Here is a 16,670-nt window from a genome sequence, read left to right as displayed (position 1 = left end):
CAGCGACGCATTCAGCCGCCCAGCCCGCATCGGCGGACTCCGCAGGGTCCCCTGAGGCCCTTCGTTCGGCTCCCGCGTCCATCGAAGAAGCGCAGGAGCGTATGAACGAGAACATCGACACCACCGACCCCACCGCCACCACCGAGGATGCGGCCGTGACCTTCGCCGACCTCGGCCTTCCGCCGGCCCTTCTGGACGCCGTCACCGAGATCGGATTCGTCACCCCCTCCCCCATTCAGGAGAAGGCCATTCCGGCGCTGCTGAACGGCGAGGACGTCATCGGCGTGGCCCAAACCGGCACCGGCAAGACCGCCGCGTTCGGTCTGCCGATGCTGGCGCACACCGACCCCTCGTCCACCGCGACGCAGGGTCTGGTCCTGGCACCGACCCGCGAGCTCGCCATGCAGGTGGGCGATGCGATCCAGGACTTCGCCCGCAACATGCCGGGCGTGCGCGTGCTGTCCATCTACGGCGGCTCCCCCTACGGCCCGCAGGAGAAGGCGCTGGAGCGCGGTGTGCAGATCGTGGTCGGCACGCCCGGCCGCGTCATCGACCACCTCAAGCGCGGCAACCTTCGCCTGGGCGACCTGCAGACCCTCGTGCTCGATGAGGCCGACGAGATGCTCCGCATGGGCTTCGCCGAGGACGTCGACGAGATCCTCGGATTCGTCCCGGAGGAGAAGCGCATGGCGCTGTTCTCCGCCACCATGCCGCCAGCGATCAAGCGTGTGGCCGACGAGCACATGCCCAGCGCCGTCAGCGTCGCCGTGGCGCGCCAGTCCACCACTGTCACCAGCGTGGAGCAGAGCTACGCGGTGGTGCCGTTCAAGCACAAGACCGGTGCGCTCACCCGGGTCATCGAGACCAGCGATGCAGACGCTGCGATCGTGTTCGTCCGCACCCGCAGCGCTGCTGAAGAGGTCGGCACCGCCCTGGTGGGACGCGGCATCGTCGCCGCCACCATCTCCGGTGACGTCGCGCAGAAGGAGCGCGAGCGCATCGTCGGCCGCCTGCGCGAGGGCTCCCTCGACGTCCTGGTCGCCACCGATGTCGCCGCTCGCGGCCTCGACGTGGAGCGCATCGGCCTGGTCGTCAACTTCGACGTCCCCGGTGAGCCGGAGGCGTACGTGCACCGCATCGGCCGCACCGGCCGCGCCGGCCGCACCGGCAAGGCCATCACCTTCGTGGCGCCGCACGAGCGCCGCAAGCTGAAGAACATCGAGCGCGTGACGCGCCAGGAGCTCACCGAGGTCCAGGTTCCGACCCCGCTGGACGTGTCTCGCCACAAGATGCAGCGCGTCCTCGGCGAGGTGCAGACCCGCCTGGACGCCGGCCGACTCAGCCTCTACCACGAGCTGATCTCCGAACACCTGGAGAGCACCAACATCTCTGCCGAGCAGCTCGCCGCTGTCCTCGGCGCCATGGTGGTGGGCGATGACGGCCCCCGCCGCGACGATGAGGAGTTCACCGGTGCGTCGTTCCGCGACCAGGGCCGCGACCGTGATCGCGCGAATCGCGGCGATCGGGGCAGCCGTGACGGCGGTCCGCGCGACCGCAGCCGCGGCCCGCGCACCACGAGCCCCGGCTTCACCTCCTACCGGATCAGCGTGGGCCGCAACCACGGTGTGCGCCCGCAGGCCGTGGTCGGGGCCATCGCCGGCGAGGGCGGCCTGAACGGCAAGGACGTGGGCAAGATCGACATCTTCCCGTCGTTCTCCCTGGTCGAACTGCGCAACGGCGTGAGCGAGGACCAGCTCGCGGCGATCGGTCGCGCCCGTGTGGCCGGCAAGCAGATGCGCATCGCTGAGGACCGCGGCCCCGGCGGCGGCAAGGGCGGACACCGCGGCTTCCGCGGTGGGCGCGACCGCGACTTCGGCGGACGCGGCCGCGACCGCCGCTTCTGATCGCACACAGACGACGGGGCGTCCTCCTGCTGGGAGGGCGCCCCGTCGTCGTGCGCCCCGGTCTGCGGAGCGCGGGTGTCAGAGGGAGACGAGCGCCTCGCGCAGCTGCGGAGCCAGGTCGCTGGTAGTGCGCAGAACGACTGCGACGTTCGCACCTGGGGTGTCGGGAATGGACTCCACCGGCACATCGGAGGGCAGGTCGCAGATCACGCGACCGCGCTGAGCCCCGGTGGTGCAGTCCACCCGCACACGCACGATGGGGGCGACGGCAGCGCTGATGCCCTCCACGGCGATCGCGGCGGCCAGCGGGTCGTGCAGGGCGGCGGCGCGGCGGCCGTAGAAGCCGACGTAGAACTGGAAGTAGTAGTCCAGCATCTCGGCGACATGGCGTCCGAACTGCCCGGAGGCGGCGAGCGCCTGCCGGTCCTCCTCTTCGAACGTGTTGGTGAGGGTGACGTCCAGCGGCACCACGGTGATGTCCCACGGGGCGCCGAACACAACCTGCGCACCCTCGGGGTCATGCTTGATGTTCGCTTCGGCGGCCTGGCTGACATTGCCGGGAACGAGGGCTGCTCCGCCCATGATCGTCACCCGTGCGACGCGCCGCGGCAGGGTCGGGTCCTTCTCCACCGCGCGGGCGATGTTGGTCAGCGGACCGACGGCGATGATGTGCAGCTCCTCGGCGTGGTCGTGGGAGAGGCGCAGGAGCATGTCAACGGCGCTCTCCTCCACCGGGGAGGCCGACGGGGCGGGCAGCTCCACTGCGCCGGTGCCGCGCGCGCCGTGCACGTGCGGCGCGCCGCCGTCGTAGTTGCCGTGGAGGAAGTCGTTGGAGCCGACGGCGACGGGCACCTCGGTGCGGCCGGCGAGTTCGAGGAGGGCGAGCGCGTTCGTGGCGCCCTGGGCGGCGTTGGTGTTGCCGCTGACGGTGCCGATGCCGAGCAGGTCCACGTCCTCCGCAGCGAGCAGGTAACCGATCGCGAGGGCGTCGTCGATGCCGGGGTCGCAGTCCAGGTAGATCTTGTGCGCGCTCACGCGGTTCCTTCCATCTGCTCGATTGGGTCCGACCCAGTCTACGGCGGCCTCCGTCGGCCGACGAAAACCCGAGGTGGACGCCCATTTCCGCAAATGCGAGCGCACATAATTCGGGATGGCGTGGGCAACACCCGCCGATGCGCGTCTGGGCGTTGTATTCCGACGTTCACGGAGTAGGCTCGGGTCATGGCTAGAATCACCCCGCTCAATTGGCCCGCCGTTCGGCAGCTGACATCGGGTGACCTCTTCGGCCGCGGCCCGTCGGTGAAGTCGAAGGTCTCTGAGGATCTGACAGCTCGCACCGTCACCGCGGATTCGATGGCTCACTCCGTGTGTCCGTACTGCGCAGTCGGCTGCGGCCAGCGCGTTTACACCAAGGACAACAAGGTCATCCAGATCGAGGGCAACCCCGACTCGCCGCATTCGCGCGGCCGTCTCTGCCCGAAGGGCGCTGCATCGGAGCAGCTGGTCAATTCACCGGGGCGCATCACCGAGATGCTCTACCGGGCTCCCCGATCCACGAAGTGGGAGAAGCTCGACCTCGACACGGCGATGGAGATGATCGCCGATCGCTTCATCGAAGCCCGCCGCAACCACTGGCGCGAGAAGGACGATCAGGGGCGCACCCTCCGTCACACGCTCGGCATCGCCTCGCTCGGCGGCGCGACCATCGACAACGAGGAGAACTACCTCGCCAAGAAGCTGTTCACGGCAGCCGGGGCGATCCAGATGGAGAACCAGGCACGCATATGACACAGTGCCACGGTCCCCAGTCTGGGGTCCTCGTTCGGCCGCGGCGGCGCCACTCAGTCCCAGCAGGACATGGCGAACGCCGACTGCATCGTCATCCAGGGATCCAACATGGCGGAGGCCCACCCCGTGGGCTTCCAGTGGGTCGCTGAAGCGAAGGCGCGCGGCGCCCGCGTGATCCACGTGGATCCGCGCTTCACCCGCACGTCCGCTCTTGCGGACAAGCACGTCCCGATCCGTGCGGGCTCGGACATCGTTCTGCTCGGCGCGATCATCAACTACATCATCACCAATGAGCTGTGGTTCAAGGAGTACGTCACGGCGTACACCAATGCCGCCCAGCTGATCAGTGAGGACTTCCGGGACACCGAGGACCTCGACGGCCTCTTCTCCGGCTACGACCCGGAAACCGGCTCGTACGATCCGTCGTCCTGGCAGTACGACGACTCCGGTGAGCGCGACGAGACCCTGCAGCACCCGCGCACGGTGTTCCAGATCCTCAAGCGCCACTACGCCCGCTACACCCCCGAGCTGGTGGAGGAGACCTGCGGCATCTCGAAGGACGACTTCGAGTACCTCGCGAAGTCCCTCACCGACAACTCGGGTCGCGAGCGCACGAGCTGCTTCGTGTACGCCGTGGGCTGGACCCAGCACTCGATCGGCACGCAGTTCATCCGCACCGCCTCGATCATCCAGCTGCTGCTGGGGAACATGGGCCGCCCGGGCGGCGGCATCATGGCGATGCGCGGTCACGCCACCATCCAGGGCTCCACGGACATCCCGACCCTGTTCCACATCCTGCCCGGCTACATCGCGATGCCGACCGCAGGCAAGCACAACACGTACGAGGAGTACGTGAAGGCTGTGGGCAACAAGGACCAGAAGGGCTTCTGGGCCAACGGCGAGACCTACCTCATCAACCTCATGAAGGCGTGGTGGGGCGATGCCGCAACGAAGGAGAACAACTGGGCGTTCGACTACCTGCCCAAGCTCTCCGGCGCACACGGCACGTACCAGACCACCATGGCGATGCTCGAGGACAAGGTCGACGGCTACTTCATCCTCGGCCAGAACCCGGCCGTGGGCTCCGCCAACGGCCGCATGCAGCGCATGGCGCTCAGCCACCTCAAGTGGCTCGTGGTGCGCGACTTCTCCATGATCGAGACCGCGACCTTCTGGAAGGACTCGCAGGAGATCGCCACCGGTGAGCTGAAGACCGAGGAGATCGACACCGAGGTCTTCTTCATGCCGGCCGCGAACCACACGGAGAAGGCGGGCTCGTTCACGCAGACGCAGCGCATGGTGCAGTGGCGCGACCAGGCCGTCACCCCGCCGGGCGACTGCACCAGTGAGCTGGAGTTCTTCCACAAGCTGGGCCTGATGATCAAGGAGCGCCTGAAGGACTCCACCGATCCGCGCGACAAGCCGATCCAGGACCTCACCTGGGACTACAGCGTGGATGAGCACGGTGAGCCCGATGCCGAGGACGTCCTGCGGGAGATCAACGGCTATCACCTGTCGGGTGAGAAGAAGGGCCAGAACCTGAACGCCTTCGGCGAGATGCAGGCCGACGGCTCCACCGCCGGCGGCTGCTGGATCTACGCCGGCGTGATGGCCGACGGCGTCAACCAGGCGCGTCGCCGCAAGCCGGGCCAGGAGCAGGACGAGATGGCCCTCGAGTGGGGCTGGGCATGGCCTGCCAACCGCCGCATCCTCTACAACCGCGCCTCGGCGGACCCGGAGGGCCGTCCGTGGTCGGAGCGCAAGAAGCTCGTCTGGTGGGACGAGGAGCAGGGCAAGTGGACCGGGTACGACGTTCCCGACTTCCCGCCCACGCTCGCACCGAGCCACCGAGCCGAGCCGGGTGAGACGGGTGTGAAGGGCCTCAGCGGCAACGACCCGTTCATCATGCAGGCAGACGGCAAGGGATGGCTGTTCGCTCCGAAGGGCATGGTGGACGGCCCGATGCCGACCCACTACGAGCCGCCGGAGTCCCATGTGGGCAACCCGCTCTACCCGATCCAGTCCAGCCCGACCCGAGTGCTGTTCTCCCGCGAGGACAACCTGTACGCCCCGCACGTGCGGGAGGCGGGCAACGACGTCTACCCGTACGTGTTCACCACGTACCGGCTGACGGAGCACCACACGGCCGGCGGTATGAGCCGCTTCCTGCCGTACCTGTCGGAGCTGCAGCCGGAGCTGTTCTGCGAGGTCTCCCCCGAGCTCGCCGAAGAGGCCGGCCTGGTCAACGGCGAATGGGCCACGATCATCTCGCCCCGCTCGGCGATCGAGGCGCGCGTCATGGTGACCCGCCGCGTGAAGCCGCTGCAGGTGCTGGGCCGCACGGTTCACCAGATCGGCATCCCGTACCACTGGGCGCAGGGCGACGAGGCCGTGGTCTCCGGTGACAGCGCGAACGATCTGCTGGGCCTGACCCTGGACGACAACGTCCAGATCCAGGACTCCAAGCACAACGCGGCAGCCATCCGCCCGGGTCGACGCCCGCGGGGTGAGGATCTGCTGGATCTGATCGACAAGTACCGTGCGGACGCCGGCATCACTGTCGACACCGGCATGGTGCAGCTGGACCGCTCCTTCGCGCAGCCGGAGAACCCGCTGCAGGCGGAGCAGACCGTGGTGGACGGCTCCAACCGGGGCCGCGCGACGATCTTCGCCGGCAAGCAGTCCGGCGGGGACGACAGTGAGAAGGGCTCGGGCGCGATGACGGAGTCCTCCGGCTCCACCGGCGGTGACTCCGATGAGTCGAAGTCCTCGAAGCACACCAAGGAGACGAACGCGGCTCCGAACGGCAGCGAGGACCCCACCGCCAGCAGCTCCGGCTCGACGTCCGGCGACACCGAGAAGAGGAAGGACCGATGACTGCTCTCATGCCCAAGCTCTACGGAGCTGAGGACCCGATCGAGAACGCTCGCTGGTCCCTTCACGACGCCAAGGATCGCAAGGCGTTCTTCACCGACACGTCCATCTGCATCGGCTGCAAGGCGTGCGAGGTGGCGTGCAAGGAGTGGAACCAGAACCCGCAGGACGGCGACTACGAATACCTCTCGCAGTCGCACGACAACACCGGTGAACTCGGTGCCAACACCTGGCGCCACGTCGCCTTCATCGAACAGGGCGAGGACGAGGTGGCGAAGGCCCGTGAGTCGGGCAGGCGCCTGGTGTCGCTCGGCATGCCGTCGATCGGCCCGAAGTCCACGATGACTCCCGAGCAGAGGGCGGATGCGGCGATCGCCGGTGGGAATGTGGACACCACTCCCCCGGATACGCCCGACTTCCGCTGGCTGATGAGCTCCGATGTCTGCAAGCACTGCACGAACGCCGGCTGCCTGGACGTGTGCCCGACGGGTGCGCTGTTCCGCACGGAGTTCGGCACCGTGGTGGTGCAGAACGACATCTGCAACGGCTGCGGCACCTGTGTGGCGGGTTGCCCGTTCGGCGTGATCCAGCGCCGTGACGACGGCACCATTTCGCCGAAGTCCGAGCCCGGGGACCACGACGACGTCAAGAACATGGGCACCGCCAACAAGTGCACCCTGTGCTACGACCGTCTGCTGGACGGGCAGACCCCTGCGTGCGCGCAGACCTGCCCGACAACATCCATCAAGTTCGGTGACCACACCGACATGGTGGACAAGGCGCGTCAGCGCGTGGCCGAACTGCATGCGAAGGGCATGACTGAGGCGCGTCTGTACGGCGCGAACCCGAAGGACGGCGTGGGCGGCACCGGCGCGGTGTTCCTGCTGCTGGACGAACCGGAGACGTACGGTCTTCCGCCGGACCCGGTCGTTCCGACGAAGCACCTTGGTCAGATCATGGCGAGCTACGCCGCTGCTTCGGCCGGCATGGTCGCCGTGGCGGCCCTGGCGTTCCTGGGAGGCAGGAAGTGACGAATTCCGATTTCGATGCATACCGTCCGCCGGAGCAGCCGCGCCGGAAGCGCCGCCGCGACCGCCTGAGCGGCGCCGCCAGTGACATGCTGCGTCGTCGCCGCCGCGGAGGTGACGACGGCGGGCGCGAGATGAGCATGGTCGACGACGTCGAGTTCACCTCGTACTACGGTCGGCCGATCGTGAAGGCCGCCCCGTGGGGCGACGAGATCAGCGCGTACCTGTTCCTCGGCGGTGTCGCCGGCGGTTCGGGCCTGCTGGCGTTCGGTGCGCAGATGTTCGATCTGGACGACCTGCGCCGCAACGCCCGCTTCGCTGCCCTCGGCGCCGTCGGCGCCGGCACGGTGTGCCTGATCGCCGACCTCGGCCGCCCCGAGCGCTTCCTCAACATGATGCGCACGGTGAAGCCGACATCGCCGATGTCGTGGGGCACGTGGATCCTGTCCGTGTACGGCACCCTGACCGGCATCGCCGCCGCCTCGGAGGCGGACGACGCCCTCGGTGAGGTGCTGCCGCTGGGGCCGCTGCGCCCGATGCTGCGCACCGCCGCTGATACCTCCGGTGTGGCGATGGGCTTCCTCGGGGCGCCGCTGGCCGCTTACACGGCCGCACTGCTGTCGATGACCTCGACACCGACGTGGGCGGGTGCCCGTCGCGGCCTGCCGTACCTGTTCGTGTCCTCCGCAACGGCCGCCGCCAGCGGCCTGGCGATGATCACGACGGGCTCCGAGCAGACGAAGCCGGCGCGCCTGCTGGCGATCACCGGTGCCGCCGGTGAGCTCATCGCCATGGACCTGATGAAGAAGGACATGCACCCGCTGGAGCGGGAGCCGCTGGAGATCGAGGAGCCGGGCCGCAAGCTGAAGCTCGCGCACGCCCTCACGATCGCCGGTGGCGTGGGCACGCTGCTGTTCGGCAAGCGGTCCCGCATCCTCGCCGCCGCGTCCGGTGCCGCACTGATGGCGGGCTCCGCTCTCACCCGCTTCGGCGTGGTCGAGGCCGGCCACCTGTCCACCACGGATCCGAAGTACGTGGTGGGTCCGCAGCGTGACCGCCTTGAGGAGCGCCGCGCTGCCGGCATCGTCGACGACTCCATCACCACCGCGGGCTGACCTCCGCGACAGCTGAAGCGCCGGCCGTCCCGATCCGTGGGGGCGGCCGGCGCTTCACATTAGGGAAGGGCGCAGCAGGTCCCCGGATGTCACCGGATGGTGACGGTGCCCGCCGGCGCGTCGGAGCCAGCCGGGGTGATCTCACCGATAACCGGGTAGCCGGGCACCTCGCCGACCACGAGGAGCCCTCCGGAGGTCTGCGCGTCGGCGAGAGTGAGCAGCGCGTCCTCACCGACGGAATCGTGCGTGCGCAGGTGCGGGGCGACCCAGTCGAGGTTGCGGCGCGTGCCGCCGGAGACGAACCCGTCGGCCAGCGCGTCGGCGGCACCGTCGAGCAGCGGCACGGCGGCGGAGTCGACCACGGCGCTGACACCGGACGCGCGGCACATCTTGAACAGGTGGCCGAGAAGCCCGAAGCCGGTGACGTCCGTCGCGGCGACTGCCCCGGCGTCGATCGCGGCGCGGGCGGCGTCGCGGTTGAGAGTGGTCATGGAGTCGATCGCTGCTGCGAACACGTCGCCGGTGGTCTTGTGGCGGTTGTTGAGGAAGCCGACGCCGAGCGGTTTCGTGAGGGTGAGCGGGAGCCCCGCCTCGGCGGCGTCGTTGCGCATGAGGCGGGACGGGTCGGCGGTTCCGGTGACGGCCATACCGTACTTCGGCTCCGGGTCGTCCACGCTGTGGCCGCCGATGACGGGGCAGCCGGCTTCGTTCGCAATGTCGCGGCCGCCGCGCAGCACCTCGCTGAGCATCTCCATCGGCAGGTCGGCGCGGGGCCAGCCCACGAGGTTGATGGCGACGACGGGCGTGCCGCCCATGGCGTAGACGTCGGAGAGGGCGTTCGCGGCGGCGATGCGGCCCCAGTCGTAGGGGTCGTCGACGACGGGTGCGAAGAAGTCCGCGGTGGAGATGACCGCCAGGCCGTCCTGGATGCGGACCACGGCGGCGTCATCGCCGTCGTCGAGACCAACGATCACACTGTCGAAGTCCTGACCGGCGAGCGGGGAGACCGCCTGCTCGAGTTCCGCGGCGGGGATCTTGGAGGCGCAGCCGCCGCCGTGGGCGAACTGGGTGAGGCGGCGCTGGCCATCCGAGGGAAGGGTGATACCGGCGAAGTTGGGAGTGCTCATGCTCCCACTGTACCGAGGAGGCTCGGGACCCAGGCCCCGGGCCTGGGGTTCTGTTCTGGTAGCGTGGGCGGCGGAGGCGTCTGGGTCCTGGTGGGCTCCGCAGTCTTCAAAACTGTTGAAACCGAGCATCTCGGTTTGGCAGGTTCGATTCCTGTCCGTCTCCGCCAACTCTTCTCGCAGCCCTCGAGCCGCGCCCCGCACCGGCGACCGCCACCGGTCGCCTCGGGCGGGTTCGGGGGCTCGCCGCTGTCCCGAGCAGAAAGGCCGCGCCGTGCCCACTGCCCCCTCCGATCCGCGCCGACGGATCCCCCGCACGGATGACCTCCTGACCCTGCCGGAGGTCGCTGCCGCGTCCGCGTCGCTGAGCCGGCCGGTCGTCACCGGCATCATCCGCGGTGTGCAGGACCGCGCCCGAGCCGGCGCGATCACCCCGGAGGATGTGCAGGCTGAGGTGGTGCGCCTGGTGACGGGCCGGACCCCGTCGGCCCTGCGCCCCGTTCTCAACGCCACCGGCGTGATCATCCACACCAACCTCGGCCGAGCACCCCTCTCCGCGGCCGCGCGCGCCGCGATCGCCGACGCCGCCGGGTACACGGACGTGGAGATGGACCTCGGCACGGGGAAGAGGTCACGCCGCGGCACGCAGGCGCGCGCCGCCCTGCTGCAGCGGATGCCGGACGCTGAGGACGCGTTCGTGGTGAACAACGGCGCTGCAGCGCTCGTCCTCGCCACCACAGCGCTCGCGTTCGATCGGGACGTCATCATCTCCCGCGGCCAGTTCGTGGAGATCGGGGCGGGTTTCCGACTCTCGGACCTGATGGAGTCCACGGGGGCGCGGCTGCGGGAGGTCGGCACCACGAACCGCACCCGCCTGGAGGACTACGCGGACGCGATCGGGGAGGGCACCGGCGCGATCCTCGTGGTGCACCCGTCGAACTTCCGCCTCGAGGGCTTCACCGGAGTTCCGCCGCTGAACGACGTGGCTGCGCTCGCGCACGAACGAGGTGTCCCGCTGATCGTCGACGTCGGCTCGGGTCAGTTCGAACCGGATGCGGCGCTGCCGCAGGAGCCGAGCATCGGGGAGGCGCTACGGGCCGGGGCGGACGCCGTCATCGCCTCGGGCGACAAGCTGATGGGCGGTCCCCAGGCCGGTGTCCTCGCCGGGCGCGCCGACACGGTGGCGCAGCTGTCGCGGCATCCGCTGGCCCGAGCCGTCCGGGTGGACAAACTGACCCTCGCGGCGCTGGAGGCGACGCTCCTCGGCCCCACTCCCCCGGTCACTGCGGCGCTGCACGCCGACAGCGCTGAGATGCGCCGCCGCGCCGAGGCCCTCTCCGACACGGTCCGCCCCGCGGTGCCGGGAGTGGTTGTGGTGGAGCATGAGGGCCGGGTGGGCGGCGGTGGAGGCACGGGCGTTCCCCTGCCCGGCTGGGCGCTGCGCCTGCCGACCCGCCTGGCGGACCCGCTGCGCTCCGGTGAGGTGCCGGTCGTGGGGAGGGTGGCCGACGGGGCCTGCCTGATCGATCTGCGCTGCATCCCCGAGGATCAGGACCAGGTCCTCGCTGAGCAGATCATCGCGGCGGCTGCCCCTGCGGAGAGCACTGAGGAGAAGGGTTCGTGAGCTGTTTCGTCGTCGCCACCGCCGGACATGTCGACCACGGCAAGACGACTCTCATCGGCGCCCTGACCGGCATCGACACGGACCGGTGGGCGGAGGAGAAGGAGCGCGGCCTGACCATCGACCTCGGGTTCGCGTGGACCGAGCTCGACGGTGACACCGTCAGCTTCGTGGATGTGCCCGGCCATGAGCGGTTCCTCGGCAACATGCTGGCCGGGCTCGGCCCCGCCCCGATCGTGCTGTTCGTGGTCGCGGCCGACGAAGGCTTCCAGCAGCAGTCCGCGGACCACCGCGACGCCGCAGCGGCTCTCGGCATCGACCGCGGCATCATCGTCATCACCAAGACCGACAGAGCGCCGGAGATGGTGGACGCAGTCATCGAGCAGACGCGTGCGCAGCTGCGCGGCACCGGGCTGGAGGGTGCGCCCGCCGTGGCCGTGTCCGCCCGCACCGGCGACGGCATCCAGGTCCTGCGCACCCAGATGCATCGTGTCCTGCGCGAATCCATCACCGCCTCGCCGGCTGCCGGAGCCGCCGGCCACCGGACCCGGCTGTGGATCGATCGGTCGTTCGCGATCTCCGGCGCCGGCACCGTCATCACCGGCACCCTCGGCGCCGGCACCCTCCGCACCGGGATGCGCGCTGAGATCATCACCCGCGCGGGGACGCTGAGTGCGGACGTCCGGGGCCTCCAGTCGCGGGAACGGTCCGTGGAGCGCCTGGAACCGGTGAACCGGGCAGCGGTGAACCTGCGGGGCGTCGGCACCGATGCGATCCACCGCGGCGATGTCCTCATCACTCCCGGCGCCTTCCATCTCACCGACACGGTGGATGTCCGCTCCACCACCGCCGGCGACCTCACCGAGCTGCCGGGCGATGTCACCGTCCACATCGGCTCGGCCGCTCTGCAGGCGCATGTGCGGCCGTTCGATGCTGCGCATGCGCGGATCACCATGCCGCGGGAGCTGCCGCTGATCGTCGGGGACCGCATGGTCCTGCGCGGCAGCGGGCAGCGCGCCGTCCTCGGCGGTGTCCGCGTCATGGATGTGGACCCACCGGAACTGGACCGCCGCGGCGCGGGACGGCGCCGCGCCGCGGAGCTCGCGGCCCTGCCCGAGAGGGGCAGTGCCCTGGTGGAGGTGGAGCGGCGGGGTGCGATGCGCACCGAACAGCTCGAGCGGTTCGGACTCGAGGTGCCGGGGGCGGACCCGTCGGCCCCGTCCCTGGAGGACCTCGGTCTGGTCGCCGACGGGGGCTTCCTCATCGCCCGCGACCGCCTCGACCGCTGGGCGGCCGAGCTGCGCACCGCGATCGACGAGGAGCTGAAGCGCGACCCGCTCGGCGGCGGGCTCCCCCGCGGCGCCGCCCTCACCGCCCTCCAGCTGCCGGATGCGTCCCTGCTGCCGCTGGTGGTGCGCACCGCCGGCGTCGACGCAGCCGACGGGCGCTTCACCCTGCCCGGCGCTGCCCCGAGCCTGGGTGCAGCGGAGGCATCGGTCGCTGAGCTCGAGCGGCGGCTGCGAGCGGAGCCTTTCGCGGCCCCGGAGGCGTTCGATCTGGATGACCTGCGGCTTGGCCCGAAGGAGCTCGCGGCGGCTCAGAAGCAGGGCCGTCTGCTGCGCATCGCCGACGGCATCGTGCTGCTGCCCACCGCGCCGGCACTGGCGATGCGGGAGCTGGCGCAGCTGGATCAGCCGTTCACGGCGTCGGAGGCTCGGCGTGCGCTGGGCACGACCCGCCGAGTGCTGATCCCGCTGCTGGAGCATCTGGACGGGCGCGGCTGGACCCGGCGCGTCGATGCGAATCGCCGCACCATCGTGCGCTGAGCCTGCGCCTGAGAGACGGACACCGGCGTTCTCCTGACACCGCATTCACCCTGGTGTATCCTGCGCCACTTAAGTCGACCTCGCGTCGGCACCGGGCTACGGTGGACCAATCCCTCATGACCGCCGTGGGGCACCGCCGTGCCCTGACGGCGCGTGACCCTGACCGTCCACCTGCGAAGGAATCCGACAACGATGTCTGCCCAGTCCCCTGCCGAACAGGGCGGTTCGACCGCCGCTGTCATCGAGGAGCCCGCGAACCCGCCCGAGCATCCGAAGCGGTTCAACATGTCGTGGGCGATCTCGCTCTTCGGCACCGCCGTGGGTGCGGGAATCCTCCTGCTGCCCATCTCCGCCGGCGCCGGCGGCGTGTGGCCGCTGCTGATCATCACGATCATCATCGGGCCGCTCGCGTTCCTCGCCCACCGCGCCCTCAGCCGCTTCGTGCTGTCCTCCCGCGTGCCCGGATCGGACATCACCATGGTGGCGGAGCAGAACTACGGCAGGGTCTGGGGCATGGTCATCACGATCGTGTACTTCCTGGCGATCCTGCCGTTCGTCCTCGTGTACGGCGTGGCGATCACCTCGACCGTGGACTCGTTCCTCGTGAACCAGCTGCACGGACCGGAGATCCCGCGCTGGCTGCTGGCCCTTGTGCTCATCGGCGCGATGATGGCCGTGATGTTCTTCGGCCTGAACCTGATGCTGAAGGTGACGTCGTTCCTGGTGTGGCCGCTGATCGCCGCGCTCGCGTTCTTCACCCTCTACCTGATCCCCATGTGGGACCTGTCGGCGTTCTCCGCGCGCCCCACCGTCGGCTCGCTGGTCTTCTCGGTGTGGCTGTCGATCCCCGTGCTCGTGTTCGCGTTCTCGCACACACCGGCGATCTCCCAGTTCTCCCTGTCGATGCGGGACGCCTACGGCGACCGCGCCGAACAGGAGGCCTCCCGGACCCTGCGGGTCGCGAACATCCTGCTGGTCATCTTCACGATGGCGTTCGTGTGGTCCTGCGTGCTGGCGATGGGTCCCTCGAAGCTGGCGGAGGCGCGCGCACAGAACCTGACGGTGCTGTCCTACCTCGCCAACGACACCGGCGTGGCGATCATCGGCATCATGGGCCCGATCATCGCGATCTGCGCGATCACCTCGAGCTTCTTCGGCCATTACCTCGGCGTGGCGGAAGGCGTGGTCGCGATGATCCGCGACTCCGCGCCCCGCTTCACCGAGCGCCTCGGCGAGAAGGGCGTGAAGTACCTGGTGGCCGCCATCATCTTCGCAATCGTGTACGTCACCGCGGTGGTGAACCCGCAGATCCTCGACCTGATCGAATCGATGTCCGGTCCGGTGCTGGCGGCGATCCTCTTCGTGCTGCCGATCGTGGGCATCTACACGATCCCGGGCCTGACGAAGTACCGCCGCGACTACCTGCGCAACGGGTTCGTTCTGATCTTCGGACTGATCGCCATCTCCGGCGTCCTGTTCACGCTGTTCACCGGCGCCTGATCCGCAGCTCCGGCTTCTCGCCCCGACCAGTGTCCGCCCAGGTAGCGGCGCTGTTCGGGGCGTTCGCAGTTCTGCGGAGCCGACTCGCGCGCGCCTGAGTCGGGCCACGGGTGCAGATTGGTAAGGTCGAGGGGCACCCCGGAGTCTCTCTGCTAGGACAACGATGTCTTCCACCCCCGAGAATCTGTCGAACACCACCACGGCGTCCGACGGCGAACCCAAGGCCTCGAAGCGATGGGCGATCAGCATGTTCGGCACCGCTGTGGGCGCCGGCATCCTGTTCCTCCCGATCTCTGCCGGTGAGGGCGGCGTGTGGCCCCTGCTGATCCTGACGATCATCGTGGGCCCGCTGGTGTTCCTCGCGCACCGCGGACTGTCCCGGTACGTCCTCTCCTCCGACCGTGAGGACGCCGACATCACCACCACCTCCGAGGACCACTACGGCCATGCCATCGGCATGGTCATCACGGTGCTGTACTTCCTGGCGATCCTGCCGATCGTGCTGATCTACGGCGTCTCCATCACGAACACGGTGGACGGCTTCATCCAGCAGCAGCTGCACGGCCCGGAAATTCCGCGCTGGCTGCTGGCCCTGGTGCTGGTGGGCGCGATGATGCTGGTGATGCTGTTCGGGCAGAAGCTGATGCTGATGATCACCGGGTGGATCGTGGTGCCGCTGATCCTCGCCCTGTTCACCTTCTCGATCTACCTGATCCCCCAGTGGGACTTCTCCGCCTTCAGCCAGGCACCGAGCGCAACGGGCCTGCTGACGGCTGTGTGGCTCGCAATGCCGACCGTGGTGTTCGCGTTCAACCATTCGCCCGCGATCTCTCAGTTCTCCCTCGCGATGCGCGAAGAGCACGGAGACGATGCGAACGCGGTTGCGTCCAAGACGCTCGGTCTGGCCTCGACCATCCTCGTGGTGTTCACGATGCTGTTCGTGTGGTCCTGCGTCCTGGCGATGGGTTCGGACGGCATGGCGCAGGCCCGCGCCTCCAATGACACGGTGCTGACCTTCATGGCGAACACGCTCGACAACCCGATCATCGCCTACGCCGGTCCGATCATTGCGATGGCGGCGATCACCTCCAGCTTCTTCGGCCACTACCTCGGCGCTGCTGAGGGCGCGGTCGGCATCATCCGTGCGGTGCGCCGCACCCCGCGCGAGGACTTCAACGCCAAGACCGTGCAGAAGATCGTCGCGGTGCTGCTGTTCGTCATCACCTGGCTGGTGGCGGTCGCGAACCCGCAGATCCTCGACATCATCGAACAGATCACCGGCCCGGTCATTGCGATGATCCTCTTCATCCTGCCGGTGGTGGGCATCTACACGATCCCGGCGCTCAAGCCCTTCCGCCGCCAGTGGGTGGTGAACGCGTTCGTGGTCGTGTTCGGGCTGATCGCGATCTCCGGCCTGGTCACGCAGTTCTTCCTGTGAGCGCCTCCGATGGGCTCAGGGCATGACCACTGACCCGAAGCTCGAGCGCGTCTTCCAGATGCGATACGGCGATATCGACGGCCTGTACCAGACCAAGGTGGAGCGCAAAGGCCACACCCGCGAGGAGCTCGACCACGTGCTGACCTGGCTGACCGGCTACAGCACCGAGCAGCTGCGCGAGCAGGCGGCTTCTCCCGCCACGCTGCGGGAGTTCTTCGCGGATGCTCCACAGATGCACCCGAACACGGACCTGATCACCGGCGTGATATGCGGGGTGCGGGTGGAGGACATCGAGGATCCGCTCATGCAGAAGATCCGCTGGATGGACAAGCTCGTGGACGAAGTGGCGCGCGGCAAGAAGATGGAGAACATCCTCCGCTCCTGACCCGCTGCGGCGCCGTTCTCACACAGCAGGGCCCCACCCGTTCGGGTGGGGCCCTGCTGTGTGTCCG

The 16,670-nt window shown here is 69.0% G+C and carries 10 protein-coding genes, 1 tRNA gene and 1 pseudogene; 10 read left to right on the top strand and 2 right to left on the bottom strand.

The window, feature by feature from the left end:
• The first annotated feature begins 101 nt into the window (after positions 1-101).
• On the top strand, positions 102-1,904 hold the full coding sequence (locus tag R3I40_RS04155) for a DEAD/DEAH box helicase (RefSeq protein WP_259928110.1): 1,803 nt from the start codon (positions 102-104) through the stop codon (positions 1,902-1,904).
• 78 nt (positions 1,905-1,982) lie between these two features.
• On the opposite strand, the gene R3I40_RS04150 is transcribed toward R3I40_RS04155, so the two are convergent.
• Complete coding sequence (locus tag R3I40_RS04150; RefSeq protein WP_285261559.1) at positions 1,983-2,939, bottom strand: nucleoside hydrolase; 957 nt, start codon at positions 2,937-2,939, stop codon at positions 1,983-1,985.
• 186 nt (positions 2,940-3,125) lie between these two features.
• Here R3I40_RS04150 and fdnG point away from each other — a divergent pair.
• From fdnG to nrfD, 3 genes and pseudogenes are all read left to right on the top strand, one after another.
• Positions 3,126-6,260: pseudogene (gene fdnG / locus R3I40_RS04145) on the top strand (formate dehydrogenase-N subunit alpha); the annotation flags it as partial.
• Between the two features lie 317 nt (positions 6,261-6,577).
• Entirely contained in the window at positions 6,578-7,597 is a 1,020-nt protein-coding gene (locus tag R3I40_RS04140) for a 4Fe-4S dicluster domain-containing protein (protein WP_239374453.1), read from the top strand.
• Positions 7,594-8,709, top strand: a complete 1,116-nt coding sequence (gene nrfD / locus R3I40_RS04135) for an NrfD/PsrC family molybdoenzyme membrane anchor subunit (RefSeq protein WP_285261558.1) — start codon at positions 7,594-7,596, stop codon at positions 8,707-8,709. The genes R3I40_RS04140 and nrfD overlap by 4 nt, the downstream gene beginning before the upstream one ends.
• 89 nt (positions 8,710-8,798) lie before the next feature.
• On the opposite strand, the gene selD is transcribed toward nrfD, so the two are convergent.
• Positions 8,799-9,836 (bottom strand): selenide, water dikinase SelD, encoded by a 1,038-nt coding sequence (gene selD, locus R3I40_RS04130; RefSeq protein ID WP_183374138.1) that lies wholly within the window; start codon positions 9,834-9,836, stop codon positions 8,799-8,801.
• A 72-nt stretch (positions 9,837-9,908) separates the two neighbouring features.
• Between selD and R3I40_RS04125 the strand changes: the two genes are divergently transcribed.
• The 6 genes from R3I40_RS04125 to R3I40_RS04100 all read left to right on the top strand — a co-directional run bounded on the left by R3I40_RS04125 (position 9,909) and on the right by R3I40_RS04100 (position 16,603).
• Positions 9,909-10,003 (top strand) — tRNA-Sec (locus R3I40_RS04125).
• Between the two features lie 104 nt (positions 10,004-10,107).
• The gene (selA, locus tag R3I40_RS04120) at positions 10,108-11,457 is read left to right on the top strand and encodes an L-seryl-tRNA(Sec) selenium transferase (protein ID WP_285261557.1); all 1,350 of its coding nucleotides are present in this window, start codon (positions 10,108-10,110) and stop codon (positions 11,455-11,457) included.
• Positions 11,454-13,280, top strand: a complete 1,827-nt coding sequence (gene selB / locus R3I40_RS04115) for a selenocysteine-specific translation elongation factor (protein ID WP_285261556.1) — start codon at positions 11,454-11,456, stop codon at positions 13,278-13,280. The genes selA and selB overlap by 4 nt, the downstream gene beginning before the upstream one ends.
• A 192-nt stretch (positions 13,281-13,472) precedes the next feature.
• A complete protein-coding gene (locus R3I40_RS04110) occupies positions 13,473-14,780 on the top strand; it encodes an SLC5/6 family protein (RefSeq protein WP_239374423.1) in 1,308 nt (435 codons plus the stop codon).
• A 163-nt stretch (positions 14,781-14,943) separates the two neighbouring features.
• Positions 14,944-16,218, top strand: coding sequence for an aromatic amino acid transport family protein (locus R3I40_RS04105; protein WP_183374132.1), 1,275 nt, complete (start codon positions 14,944-14,946; stop codon positions 16,216-16,218).
• Between the two features lie 22 nt (positions 16,219-16,240).
• Positions 16,241-16,603, top strand: a complete 363-nt coding sequence (locus R3I40_RS04100; RefSeq protein WP_285261555.1) for a DUF2200 domain-containing protein — start codon at positions 16,241-16,243, stop codon at positions 16,601-16,603.
• Positions 16,604-16,670 lie beyond the last annotated feature (67 nt).

Source organism: Helcobacillus massiliensis, from assembly GCF_033106145.1.
In the GTDB taxonomy this organism is placed as follows: Bacteria; Actinomycetota; Actinomycetes; order Actinomycetales; family Dermabacteraceae; genus Helcobacillus; species Helcobacillus massiliensis.
The sequence above is the reverse complement of the archived record's forward strand: the minus strand, read 5'-3'. Positions and strand labels throughout refer to the sequence as shown.